We start from the raw sequence: 13057 nt of genomic DNA, 5'->3' as shown, positions 1-13057 counted from the left end.
TCTACCACATGGTAAGTAATGGCGGAAGACGAGCGGAACCCGTCACCTCCGAGCCGCCCGAAGGTGGGACGCCTTCTCCTCCAGCCCCCTGCGCCACCACGACTTCGTCACTTAACGTGCACTCGACAGCCCGTTGCGTAGTGTGCAAGGAGATCGTCGATGCCGAAGCCGTCCGGTGCGGAGAGCGCCCGTGGTCCTTGGCGGGCCCTGGTCGGCGGTTCGGTCGGAAATCTGGTCGAGTGGTACGACTGGTTCGTCTATTCCAGTTTCGCCGTCTACTTCGCGTCGTCGTTCTTCCCCTCCGGGGATCCCACCGCGCAGTTGCTCAACACGATGGGCATCTTCGCCGTCGGATTCCTGGTGCGGCCGATCGGCGGCTGGTTGTTGGGGCGGCTCGCGGATCGGAGGGGGCGCAAGACGGCGCTCACCGTGAGCGTCATGCTCATGTCGGTCAGCGCGCTCCTGATCGCCATCGCCCCCACGTACGAGCAGGCCGGCCACCTCGGGGCGGGTGTGCTGTTGGTGGCGCGGATGCTGCAGGGGCTCTCCGTGGGGGGCGAGTACGGGGCGGGTGTGACCTACCTCGTCGAGGCGTCGGCCCCGGGGCGGCGCGGGCTGGCGGCCAGCGTCCTGTACGTGTCGACGACGCTCGGGCAACTCTGCGGACTGGGCCTGCAACTGTTCCTCCAGCACACCATGTCGGAGGAGACGTTGCACTCTTGGGGTTGGCGGATTCCGTTCTTCGTGGGGGCCGCCGGCGCCGCCGTGGTGTTCTATCTGCGCCGCAATCTGATGGAGACCGAGGCGTACGGGGAGGAGTCCACGGGTGAACGCGGAACGCTGCGTGCCCTGCTCCCGTATCGGCGGGAGTTCGTGCTCGTCCTCGCGCTCACGATGGGCGGAGCGGTGGCGTATTACACCTACACCACCTATCTCACCAAATACCTGTCGAACACCGCCGGGATGAGCAAGGAGGACGCCACCCTGGTGGGGTTCTGCGCGCTGGCGGTGTTCGTCGTGCTCCAGCCGTTGGGCGGGATGCTGTCGGACCGGATCGGCCGCCGTCCCCTGCTGATCGTGTTCGGGACGGCCTCGATGCTGACCGGCGTCCCGCTGTTGACCGCGCTCGGCGAGGTCCGGACGTTCGGGTCCGCGCTGCTGTTGTCGCTGGTCGCGATGGTGATCCTGACCTGCTACACCTCGGTCAACGCGGCGGTGAAGGCGGAGCTGTTCCCCACCCATGTCCGTGCGCTCGGCATCGCCCTGCCGCACTCGATCGCGCAGGCGCTCTTCGGCGGCACCACGGAGTACATCGCCCTCTGGTTCAAGAAGGCGGGGATGGAGTCCGGCTACTTCTGGTACGTGTCCGGATGCGCCGCCGTGTTCCTCCTGGTGTGCCTGTCGATGCGCGAGACCCGTGACACGGCCCTGTCCCCCGGCGAACGCAGGGCCGCGCTGGAGGTCGCCTAGCCTTCGAGGACTTCGGCGAGCGTGTCGACCGCGTGGGCGCGGTGCCGGTCGAGGTGGCCGATCGCCGACTCCGTGTCGCCGTCGCGCAGGGCGTCGAGGACGGCGCGGTGCTCGTGGACGACGCGTTCGCGGTTGTCCGTGCCGCCGTAGTACAGGGCGCGGTACGCGTCGGTGGCGTCCCACAGGGTGGTGATCAGCCGAACGAGCCGGGGCATGCCGCAGGCCCCGAGCAGCGTGAAGTGGAAGCGGCGGTTGGCCTCGGCCATGGCGGTGACGTCGCCCGCCTCGCCGGCCCGCTCGACGTCGCGCTGCGCCTCCTCGATCGTGGCGAGCAGCTCCGGGGTGAGTCGGGCGGCGGCCTCGCGGACGGCCTCGGCCTCCAGGATCTCCCGGATCCGGTAGATCTCGCGGAGGTCGGTCATCGACAGCACCGCGACGCGGTGGCCCCGGTGGGCCTCGTGGACGACCAGCCCCTCGGCCTCCAGGACGCGCAGGGCCTCGCGCAGCGGCACCCGGCTGACGTCGAGCCGCTCGGCCAGGGCGTCCTGCCGGATCGGGGTGCCCGGCTTCAGCTCGCCGGTGGTGATGGCGTGCCGCAGCTCCTTCAGCACGAACTGCTGGGCGGTCGGCGGCCGTCGTGGGTGCGTCACGTCTCGCGTCCCAGGAGTTCGGCGAGCACGGCGGCGGAGTCCTCGCCGAGCCGGGGCGGCGCGGTGCGGTAGGTCGGCGGGGTGGCGGCGAGCCCGATCGGGTTGGCGACCTGCTCGACCGGGGTGTCCCGGCGCGGGTCGTCGATCCGGACCCGCGTGTCGAGGCCGAGCCGTTCGGCGAGGTCGAACGCGGCGGCCAGGTCGTTGATGGGGCCGCACGGCACCCCGACCGCCGTGAGGTCGGCGAACCACTCGTCGGCCGTCCGCTCGGCCAGCGGCCCGGACAGCTCGCGCGACAACTCGGAGCGGTGGGCGACCCGGGCGGTGTTGGTGGCGAAGCGGGGGTCGTCGGCGAGCCCCGCGCGGCCGAGCCGTTCACAGAGCGCGCGGAACTGGCGGTCGTTGCCGACGGCGAGGACCAGCGGCCGGTCCTTGGCGGAGAACACCTCGTACGGGGTGATGCTCGGGTGCCGGTTGCCCATCGCCTGCGGCACCGACCCGGCCGCCACGTACGCGGACGCCTGGTTGGTGAGCGCCGACAGCAGCGAGGTGAGCAGCGAGACCTCGACCCGCTGGCCCTCGCCGGTGCGGTCGCGGTGGCGGAGGGCGGCGAGGATCCCGAGCGCGGCGTGCAGGCCGGTGATCACGTCGACCAGCGCCACCCCGGCCTTGGTGCCCGATCCGCCGGGCTCCCCGGTCACGCTCATCAACCCGCCCATGGCCTGCACCAACAGGTCGTACCCGGGGAGGTGGGCGCCCTCGCCGGCGCCGAAGCCGGTCACCGAGCAGTACACGAGGCCGGGATTGAGCGCGCGCAGGTCCGCGTAGCCGAGCCCGAGCCGCTCCATGGTGCCGGGACGGAAGTTCTCCACCAGCGCGTCGGCGCGCGCCGCGAGGGCGCGGGCGGTCTCCCGGTCGCCGTCGTCGCCGAGGTCGAGGGTGAGGGAGCGCTTGTTGCGGTTGACGGCGAGGAAGTAGGTCGACTCACCGTCGGCGAACGGCGGGCCCCAGGCGCGGGTGTCGTCCCCGGCCCCGGGTCGTTCGATCTTGATGACGTCGGCGCCGAGATCGGCCAGCAGCATGGTCGCGTACGGGCCCGCGAGCACCCGCCCGAAGTCGGCGATCACCAGCCCCGACAGCGCCCCGTCCGTGCCCATCCCGCACTCCCCTCCTCGAACCCGGCTCACTATATTGGATCCAATATCCGGATTCTGCCTGGGAGGTCCCGTGCCCACACACCCGTTCGAGCTGTTCGCCGTCGACGGGCTGCTGACCGACGAGGAACGCGAGATCCAGCGGACCGTGCGGGCGATGGGCGAGCGCGAGTTGCGCCCGCACGTCGCCGAGTGGTTCGAGGACGGCGCACTCCCCGTCCGCGACCTGGCCCGAAAGCTCGGTGAGCTGGGGGTTCTCGGGATGCACCTGACCGGATACGGCTGCGCCGGGACCAACGCCGTCTCGTACGGCCTGGCGTGTCTGGAGCTGGAGGCGGTCGACTCCGGCCTGCGCAGCCTGGTGTCCGTGCAGGGGTCGCTGGCGATGTACGCGATCTGGAGGTACGGATCCGAGGAGCAGAAGCGGGAGTGGCTGCCCGCGATGGCGGCGGGCGAGCGGCTCGGCTGTTTCGGGCTCACCGAGCCGGACGCCGGGTCCGACCCCGGCTCCATGCGCACCACCGCCAAGCGCGCGGGCGGCGACTGGGTGCTGAACGGCACCAAGATGTGGATCACCAACGGCTCGGTGGCCGACGTCGCGGTGGTGTGGGCCCGCACCGACGAGGGTGTCCGGGGATTCCTGGTCCCGGCCGGGACACCCGGGTTCTCCGCCCCCGAGATCAAGCGCAAGCTCTCCCTGCGCGCCAGCGTGACCAGCGAACTCGTGCTGGAGGACGTCCGGCTGCCCGCCGACGCGATGCTCCCGGGGGCGCGCGGCCTGTCCGGCCCCCTCGGCTGCCTGAACGAGGCCCGGTTCGGCATCGTGTTCGGCGCGATCGGGGCCGCCCGCGACTGTCTGGAGACCGCCATCGCGTACGCGACCGAACGCGAGGTCTTCTCCCGTCCGCTGACGTCGTACCAGCTCACGCAGCAGAAGCTGGCCGACATGGCGCTGGAGCTGGGCAAGGGCGTGCTGCTGGCGCTGCACCTCGGCCGACTCAAGGACGCCGGCGACCTCGCCCCCGAACGGGTCAGCGTGGGCAAGCTCAACAACGTCCGCGAGGCCCTGGACATCGCCCGGCAGTGCCGCACCATCCTCGGCGCGAACGGCGTCACCCTGGAGTATCCGGTGCTCCGGCACGCCAACAACCTGGAGTCGGTGCTGACCTACGAGGGCACCAGCGAGGTCCACAGCCTGGTCATCGGTCGGGCCCTCACCGGGGAGGCGGCCTTCCGCTGACCGACGCCGGGGATTTGACTTATTGTCACTATATGATTGCTCGGCGTGGCGGGGTGCAACGTTGGGGACAGGGCGGGTATGAGACCCATGCGCAAAGCGCCCCTAGTGCTCGTTCTGTCCGCCGCCACCTTGGCGGCCCCGTCCATCGCCGCATCCTCGGCCACCGCCGTTCCACGGTCCTCGGGTACGTCCACCCTGGTCCGGACCGACAAGGGCCTCGTACGGGGCGCGCATCTTCACCGCCATCGGCTCTTTCAGGGCATCCCGTTCGCGGCCCCGCCCCTCGGGGCTCTGCGGTTCCGGCCGCCGCAGGACGCCCGACCGTGGACGGGCGTCCGCGACGCGACGTTCCCGCGCAACCGGTGCGCCCAGATCGCCCAGGACTGGGGCGGCACGTCGTCCTTCAGTGAGGACTGCCTGTACCTGAGCGTCACCGCACCCGACCGCCCGCCCCACCGGCGGAAGAGGAAGCTGCCCGTCATGGTGTGGGTGCACGGCGGCGGCAACGTCATCGGGGCCGGCAGCGACTACAACACCTCCAAGCTCGCGGTGAACGGCGACGTGGTCGTCGTCAGCGTCAACTACCGGCTCGGGGCGCTCGGCTGGCTCGCCCATCCCGGGCTGGAGGCCGGCCCGGATCGGCATCTCCAGGCGGGCAACTACGGGCTGCTCGACCAGCAGGCGGCGCTGCGATGGGTGCGGCGCAACATCGCGGCCTTCGGCGGGGACGCCCACAACGTGACGTTGTTCGGCGAGTCCGCCGGGTCCGCCGACACCTGCGCCAACATCGCCTCGCCCACCGCCGCAGGGCTGTTCCACAAGGCGATCGCGCAGAGCTACGGCTGCGCCGCGGTGACGCGTGCGGAGGCGTCGGCGGAGGCGAGCGCGGTGACCGTCGCCAAGAAGGTCGGCTGCACCGTCGAGGTCGCCCGCTGCCTGCGCACGGTGCCGACCAAGCGGCTGATGGAGGCGTTCAACGAGGTCGAGGTGATGCCGTACGCGGTCGCGGGGGGTGATCGCGTGATGCCCCGGCAGCCCCGCGCCGCCATCGAGAGCGGCCGGTTCAACCGGGTGCCGCTGATGCACGGCAACACGCTCGACGAGATGCGGCTGTTCGTCGGCTTCCTCTACCCGAAGCCGATCACCGTGGCGGAGTACGAGCGGGTCATCCGCGAGAGCTTCGGGAGGCACGCCGACCGGGTGCTGGCGCACTATCCCGCCGCGAAGTACCCCGAGCCGAGGTTGGCCCTGGCCACGGTGTTCTCCCACGGCGGCAACGTGCTCTCCACGTGCGACCACGTGACCGCCCTCGACGTGTTCCGGCGCGCCGGCGTTCCCGTGTACGGGTATCAGTTCGCCGACCGGACGGCGCCGCCGCTGATCGACGTCCCCGGATATGACGAGGGCGCCGAGCACGGCACGGAGCTGACGTACCTGTTCCCCGGCCTGATCGGCGAGCTGAAGGGACCGCAGCGGAGGCTGTCCAACGACATGACCGGCTACTGGACCTCGTTCGCGCACACCGGCCGGCCGGGCGCCCACCACGCGCCGCACTGGCCTCGGTACCGGTCGGCCCGTGACGTGCTGACGCTCGCGCCCGGACGCGGCGGGATCCGTCCCACGGACGTCGCCGAGGCGAGCAACTGCGCGCTGTGGGGAACGATCGACCCGATCCTGCCGTAGGAGACGGGCCGTTCAGTCGTCCTCGTCGATCCAGTCGAGGCTGCGCTGAACGGCCTTCTTCCACTTGCGGTGGCGTCGGTCGCGCAGGGTGGGGTCGATGGCGGGGTTCCACTCGGCGGCCTTGTGCCAGTTGGAGCGCAGGCTGTCGAGGTCGGGCCAGTAGCCCACGGCCAGTCCGGCGGCGTACGCGGCGCCCAGGCAGGTGGTCTCGGCGACCGTGGGCCGGGCCACCGGCACGTCCAGGGCGTCGGCCAAGAGCTGCATGAGCAGGTTGTTGGCGGTCATGCCGCCGTCGACGCGCAGCTCCGTCAGGTCGATGCCGGTGTCGCCGCGCATCGCGTCGACGACCTCGCGGGTCTGCCAGGCCGTGGCCTCCAACGCCGCGCGGGCCAGGTGCCCCTTGCCGACGTAGCCGGTCAGGCCGGTGACGACCCCGCGCGCGTCGCTGCGCCAGTAGGGGGCGAACAGGCCGGAGAAGGCGGGCACGATGTAGCAGCCGCCGCTGTCCTGCACGGTCAGCGCCAGCGTCTCGATCTCGGCGGCGCTGTTGATCAGCCCGAGGTTGTCGCGGAACCACTGGACGAGCGCCCCGGTGACGGCGATCGAGCCCTCCAGCGCGTACACGGCGGGCTGCCCCTCGATCTGGTACGCGACGGTGGTGAGCAGCCCGTGCGCCGACTGAACGGGCTTGTCGCCGGTGTTGAGGACCAGGAAGCTGCCGGTCCCGTAGGTGGACTTGATGTCGCCCAGCGAGAACCCGGTCTGCCCGAACAGCGCCGCGTGCTGGTCGCCCAGCGCGCTGGCCACCGGGACGCCTTCGAGGACGCCCGTGGCGGCGCCGTAGACCTGGGCGGACGGGCGGATCTCCGGCAGCACGGCGCGCGGGATGCCCATGCGTTCGAGGATCGTGTCGTCCCAGTCCAGGTCGGCCAGGTTCATCAGCATGGTGCGGCTGGCGTTGGTGACGTCGGTGATGTGGGAGCCGGTGAGCTTCCAGATCAGCCAGGTGTCCATCGTCCCGAACAGCACCTCGCCGGCCTCGGCGCGCGCCGCCAGACCCGGGACCTCGCGAAGGAGCCACAGGAGCTTCGGGCCGGAGAAGTAGGTGGCCAGCGGCAGCCCGGTGCGCTCCCGGAACCGTTCGCGGCCGACCACGCCCTCCAGCTCCCGCACCATCTCGTCGGTACGGGTGTCCTGCCAGACGATCGCGTTGTGGACCGGGCGTCCGGTGGCGCGGTCCCACACCACGGTGGTCTCGCGCTGGTTGGTGATCCCGACGGCGGCCAGCGCCGACGGGGTGAGACCGGCCACGGTCAGGGCCTCGCGAACGACCTCTTCGACGTTGGCCCAGATCTCCTCGGGGTCGTGCTCCACCCAGCCGGGCCTGGGGAAGATCTGCCGGTGCTCCTTCTGGGCCACGGACACGATCCCGCCCCGCCGGTCGAAGATGATGCACCGGCTCGAGGTGGTGCCCTGGTCGATCGCGGCGACGTAGACGCCGGCGGGCCCTGTCGGTCCGGCTGGTCGGGCGGATGCAGGAATCACGGATCCTCACTTGCGGTTCGACATTACCGAATTCGGTACGGGTGATCCTCCACACAGCCGACCGTCGAAGTCAAGAGGCGCATCGAGGTGCCGGAGGGGGGCTCCCGCCGTCCGACCCCAACAGGTACGCTGTTCGACAATGTCATACTAGATCCGGACTCTTACCTTTCGCCTCCGTTGGGGGGCACCCTCCTGCGAGGAGCTGAACATGCAGCCGGTCAAGCTGTCCTCCGACGATCGGGCCCGCGCCCTCGAGCGGCTGGGGTCCGAGGAGATCGACGTCCTGGTCATCGGCGGCGGGGTGGTGGGCGCCGGGGCCGCCCTCGACGCCGCGACCCGGGGCCTGAACGTGGGCCTGGTCGAGGCCCGGGACTGGGCGGCAGGCACCTCCAGCCGCGCCAGCAAGCTGATCCACGGGGGCCTCAGGTACCTGGAGATGCTGGACTTCGGGCTCGTCCACGAGGCGCTGCGCGAGCGCGGCCTGATGATCCAGCGGCTGGCGCCGCACCTGGTCCGGCCGGTGCCGTTCCTGTACCCGCTGAGCCATCGCGTCTGGGAGCGCCCCTACGTGGGCGCCGGCGTACTGCTGTACGACACGATGAGCGGCTCGTCCCGGGTCTCGCGCGGCATGCCCGGCCACCGTCACCTCTCCAAGCGCCGCGCCCTCAAGGTCGCCCCCGCACTCTCGCCGAACTCCCTGGTGGGGGCCGTCCAGTACTGGGACGCACAGGTGGACGACGCCCGCCACACCATGTCGTTGATCCGCACCGCCGCCTCGTACGGCGCGCTCGTCGCCAACCGCGCCAAGGTCGTCCGCTACCTGCGCGAGGGCGAGCGGGTCGTCGGGGCGGTGGTCGCCGACCAGGAGACCGGCGAGCGGATCGAGGTGCGCGCCAAGCAGGTCATCAGCGCGACCGGCGTGTGGACCGACGAGACGCAGGCACTCGCCGAGGCGAGCAGCGTCCACGTCCGCGCCTCCAAGGGCGTGCATCTGCTGGTGCCCCGCGAGAGCATCGACTCCACCAGCGGCCTGATCCTGCGGACCGAGAAGAGCGTGCTGTTCGTCATCCCGTGGGGGCGGCACTGGATCGTCGGCACCACCGACACCGACTGGGACCTCGACAAGGAGCACCCCACCGCCACCGCCGCCGACATCGACTACCTCCTCGACCACGTCAACCGGGTGCTGTCCACGCCCCTCACCCGTGACGACATCGAGGGCGTCTACGCGGGTCTGCGGCCCCTGCTGTCCGGCAGCGACGACCAGACCTCCAAGCTGTCGCGCGAGCACCTCGTCGGCACGCCCGTGCCGGGGCTGGTCGTCATCGCGGGCGGCAAGTACACCACCTACCGCGTCATGGCCAAGGACGCCGTCGACGAGGCCGTCCGGGGGCTGGACTCCGACCAGGTCGTCCCCGCGTCGGTGACCCATGACGTCCCGCTGGTCGGCGCCGACGGCTACCGCGCCATGTGGAACCGCCGCGCCCCCCTCGCCCAGCGGTCCGGCCTGCCCGTCGCCCGCATCGAACAGCTCCTGCGCCGGTACGGGTCGATCGTCGGCGAACTCCTCGACCTCATCGAGGCCGACCCCACCCTGGCCGAGCCGCTTCCCAGCAGCAACGCCTACCTCAAGGCCGAGGTCGTCTACGCCACCAGCCACGAGGGCGCCCGCAGCGTCGAGGACGTCCTGGCCCGCCGCACCCGCGTCTCCATCGAGTCCAAGGACCGGGGCACCGAGTCCGCCGAGGTCACCGCCGCCCTCATGGCCGAGGTCCTCGGCTGGACGGACGAACGCACCGCCCGGGAGGCCGACGCCTACGTCCGCCGGATCGCCGCCGAACGCCACGCCCAGGAGCAGCCCGACGACGCCACCGCCGTCCAGGGCCTGACCGGGCCGACGGCGTTCCCCGGCGCACCGGCACCGGGGAACCCGTCGGGCCGTCAGGCGATCGCGTAGGCGCGGGCGATCGTCTGCACGGCCGTGTTGCCCTGGGTGTCGACGGCCTTGGTGCGTAGGGACACGAAACCGGAGTCCGGGTCGTGGACCGTGGTGGTCCAGCCCCGTCCGTCCCGGCGGACGGGCAGGGAGTGCCAGGTCCGGCCGTCGTCGAAGGACGCCTTCGCGGTCAGGGTCTCGACCGTGGCGGGGGCGCTGCCCGGATTGCGTTCGACGGTGAGGGGGATCTGCGTCACGCCGCCGCCCATGGCGCGGTTGGCGTCGTCCAACCCGATGGGGGCGAGGCGGACCACCTGGAGCGGGAGGGCCTGTGTCCCCGGGCCGGGCGCGGATCGGAACGTCCAGGCCGCGTGGACGGCGGTCGACAGCGTCGAGTACGGCACCGTCCGTTCACCGGACACCTCCAGCGTGTAGGTCGCCGCCGTCGCCGGCACGCGTGCGGACAGCGAGCCGAGGGTGTCGGAGCGGGCGAGTGCGCTCCCTCCCGAGCCGAGACGGACCTTGCCGATCATGTTGGCGTCGGCGCCGTCGTCGACGCCGCCGGCGTCGGCGAGCAGCCCGCGCGGCGCGTAGGCGATGACGTCACCGCGTCGCTGCGCCGTCCGGGGGAACAGCCTGGGGCCGAACGCGGCCGCCCCCATCTCGTCCAGGCTCGCGCCCTTGGTCACCGGGCGGGGCGGGCGGTCGATGTAGTGGCCCGGTGTCGCGCCGTCCCGGTCGCCGAGCCACAGGCCCCTGGACCAGGAGACCCGTTCGTCCGGGGTGAGGTAGTGGACGACCTGCGCGGGGACCTTCATGGTCACGTCCGCCGAGACGGACTCACCGTGGTCACGGTGGCGCACCAGCGGGCCCGCAGTCACGGCACCGTGGGCGTCGGCGTTCTGCGCGCGGTAGGTGGTGGTGACCTTGGCCAGGTCGGCGGTCCGTACGCGCAGCACGGGGTCGGCCGGAACGCCTCCGGTCCGCCAGTCGACGAGGTCGTAGCGGTACGGGCTGGGCCCGTCGACCGTCCAGCCCCTCCTCTGCCAGGTCCCGTGGTTGTAGAAGGTGAGGCCGCGCAGCCTCGTCGGCAGCACGTAGTGGCTGGTGTCGGGGCAGGCGCCGATCACGGACACGGCCATCTCGGCCGGGCCCCGCCGGTAGTGGAGGCCCACGTTGGTGCTCACCTGGGCGGCCGACGGCTCGTCGAGCACCGTTCTGAGCCGGCGGGCCTTCCGGGAGTCCAGGACGACCTCCTTCGCCGCGCCCAGGCGTACCGGCACGGCGGCCAGGGTCATCGGCCGGCACGCGGCGTCCGCGCCGGGTGTCTCGATGGCGGCGAACGCGTTCCAGTCGCCCGCCGGGAGCCGCACCGTGCCCTTGCCGTCGGCGAGGTGCACGACCTCGGTCCGGTCGCGGGTCCGGTGGCCGAGGAACACCGTGGTCGGCACGGGCGCGCCGTCGCGGCCCAACGCGCGAAGCCGCAGGTTGTACGACTGCGGCTCGACCTCGGCGGCCACGGCGGTGCGCAGCGAGACGTCCTTGCCGGTGGCCGTGAGCAGGCCGCTGTACGTGCCGGTGGCCACACCTCGTTCTGCGGAGATGCGCAGCGGGACCTGCGCGGTGCCGCCGGCCGGGACGGTCACCTCGGGCTTGCCGACGGTGAACATGTCCTTGGGCGCGGCCCCGCCGCCCAGCCGTTCGCCGGTCGCGGTCAGCTTCAGCGTCACGGGCGCGGTGCCCGCGTTGGTGTACGTGACCGTATGGGTGACGGGGGCGTGGTCGGGCCAGCGCAGGTAGGCGGAGACGCTGCCGGTGTCGGCGGTGACCTCCTGGGTGACGGCGCGGGCGATGTCGACGCGTCCCGTGCCCTGGGCGAACGGGCTGCCGGCCGCCGATGGTTGGGCGCTGTTCATGAGCGCGGACTTGAGGCGCTGCCCGCTCCACCGGGGATGGCGCTGGGCCAGGATCGCCGCCGCGCCCGCCACGTGCGGGCTCGCCATGGAGGTCCCGGACATCACGACGTACGAGGGGCCGCCGGTCTTGGCCTTGGCCGCGGTGATGGTCACGCCGGGCCCGGTGATGTCGGGCTTGAGGGCCCCGTCGCCGACCCTGGGTCCGCGGCTGGAGAACGCGGCGAGCGCGTTCTTGCCGTCGACCGCGCCGACGGTGAGGGCGGTGTCGGCGCTGCCGGGGCTGCTGACCGTCCGGTCGCCGAGTTCGCCCTCGTTCCCGGCGGCGATCACGAAGAGCGCGCCGGTCTGTTCGCTGAGGGTGTCGACGGCGCGTTCCATCGGGTCCACACCAGGGCCGTCGGTCCCGCCGAGGCTGAGGTTGACGACCTTCGCCCCTGCGGTGGTGGCGGCCCACTCCATGCCGGCCATGATCCAGGAGTCCTGACCGAAGCCGGCGTCGCCGAGGACCTTGCCCACCGCGAGCCGGGCGTCGGGGGCGACGCCTCGATAGCGGCCTCGGGACGCCTTGCCGGAGCCCGCGATCGTCGAGGCCACATGCGTGCCGTGGCCGTGGGTGTCGCGCACGTCGTCGGGGCCGCCGTTGGTGAACCCCCTGGACTTGGTGACGACACTCGCGAGGTCGGGATGGGCGGCGGCGTATCCGGTGTCGAGGACGGCGACGGTGGTGCCCTTGCCGGTGAGCCCTTTCCGCCACGCGGCCGGCGCGCCGATCTGGGGGACGCTCTTGTCCAGCGACGCCCGACGTTTGCCGTCCAACCACAGCCTCGCGACGCCGCCGCCGAGCCCGCCGGAGTGCGCGTCGCGGGTGAGGGACGTCCAGGCGGCCCCGGCGTCCCGCTTGTCGATCCGCATCGCGTCCACGCCCAGGACGGGCAGGGCCGTCACCCGGTGCGCGGCGGCCACCCTGGCCGCCCGTCCGTTCGCGGACCGTTCGGCGATCACGGAGATGTGCGTGCGATGGGCGTCGTCGTACCGCCACCGGGTCTGCAGGTCGACGTCGAACAGCCGCTCGTCCAACCGGCCGTGCCCCAAGAGCGGCAGCGCGTCCGACGGCACGACGAGCAGGCCGCCCCCGGCGGTGCGGCGGGTGAGGAAACGGACCTTCTCCCGGCCCTCGGCGTGTCGGATCCGAACGGAGCGGGTGCCGTCCCTCGCGACGCCCATGATGACCTGGTCCCCGGTCACCAGGGTGACCCGTCTCATCCCTCCTTGGGCGCCCGAGCCCGTACCGCCGTCCGTGCCGGGGCCGCCGCGCGCCGTGCCCGGCACCACGGCGACGGCGGTGACGACGATGACGGCGGTGAGGACCGCCGTCATTCCGTAGGGGTTGCTCCCGGCCCGGGCGATGTGTCGGAGAGTGAGCAGTCGCTTCATAGAGCGACCATTCACGTGCCTCCCGTGGC

Annotated in this window: 8 protein-coding genes; 4 read left to right on the top strand and 4 right to left on the bottom strand. The window is 72.0% G+C overall.

Translation table 11 applies throughout. The annotated features are described in order from the left end of the window. Positions 1–159 precede the first annotated feature (159 nt). Positions 160–1470 carry an MFS transporter gene (locus DFJ69_RS16220; RefSeq protein WP_116023317.1) on the top strand — a complete coding sequence of 437 codons (1311 nt, stop codon included), beginning with the start codon at positions 160–162 and terminating at the stop codon, positions 1468–1470. Here DFJ69_RS16220 and DFJ69_RS16215 read toward each other — a convergent pair. After that, positions 1467–2120, bottom strand: a complete 654-nt coding sequence (locus tag DFJ69_RS16215; protein ID WP_116023315.1) for a GntR family transcriptional regulator — start codon at positions 2118–2120, stop codon at positions 1467–1469. The genes DFJ69_RS16220 and DFJ69_RS16215 overlap by 4 nt on opposite strands. Next, positions 2117–3277 (bottom strand): CaiB/BaiF CoA transferase family protein, encoded by a 1161-nt coding sequence (locus DFJ69_RS16210; RefSeq protein WP_116026675.1) that lies wholly within the window; start codon positions 3275–3277, stop codon positions 2117–2119. Before DFJ69_RS16210 ends, DFJ69_RS16215 begins: the two co-directional genes overlap by 4 nt. 70 nt (positions 3278–3347) lie before the next feature. Here DFJ69_RS16210 and DFJ69_RS16205 point away from each other — a divergent pair, with 70 nt between their 5' ends. Both DFJ69_RS16205 and DFJ69_RS16200 read left to right on the top strand, forming a co-directional pair. Beyond that, complete coding sequence (locus DFJ69_RS16205; protein WP_245974416.1) at positions 3348–4514, top strand: acyl-CoA dehydrogenase family protein; 1167 nt, start codon at positions 3348–3350, stop codon at positions 4512–4514. Between the two features lie 87 nt (positions 4515–4601). Further along, on the top strand, positions 4602–6197 hold the full coding sequence (locus DFJ69_RS16200; RefSeq protein WP_116023311.1) for a carboxylesterase/lipase family protein: 1596 nt from the start codon (positions 4602–4604) through the stop codon (positions 6195–6197). A gap of 12 nt (positions 6198–6209) precedes the next feature. Here the strand turns inward: DFJ69_RS16200 and glpK are convergent, their stop codons facing one another. Then, entirely contained in the window at positions 6210–7742 is a 1533-nt protein-coding gene (gene glpK, locus DFJ69_RS16195) for a glycerol kinase GlpK (protein ID WP_245974415.1), read from the bottom strand. Positions 7743–7950: 208 nt separating this feature from the next. On the opposite strand from glpK, the gene DFJ69_RS16190 reads away from it, so the two are divergent. Then, a complete protein-coding gene (locus tag DFJ69_RS16190; protein ID WP_211328635.1) occupies positions 7951–9699 on the top strand; it encodes a glycerol-3-phosphate dehydrogenase/oxidase in 1749 nt (582 codons plus the stop codon). Here the strand turns inward: DFJ69_RS16190 and DFJ69_RS16185 are convergent. Further along, positions 9684–13028 carry a S8 family serine peptidase gene (locus tag DFJ69_RS16185; RefSeq protein WP_116023309.1) on the bottom strand — a complete coding sequence of 1115 codons (3345 nt, stop codon included), beginning with the start codon at positions 13026–13028 and terminating at the stop codon, positions 9684–9686. The two genes, DFJ69_RS16190 and DFJ69_RS16185, sit on opposite strands and share 16 nt — an antisense overlap. Positions 13029–13057: the final 29 nt, after the last annotated feature.

The sequence above is a fragment of the Thermomonospora umbrina genome, assembly GCF_003386555.1.
In the GTDB taxonomy this organism is placed as follows: domain Bacteria; phylum Actinomycetota; class Actinomycetes; order Streptosporangiales; family Streptosporangiaceae; genus Thermomonospora; species Thermomonospora umbrina.
This window is presented reverse-complemented; position numbering and strand designations above follow the sequence as displayed.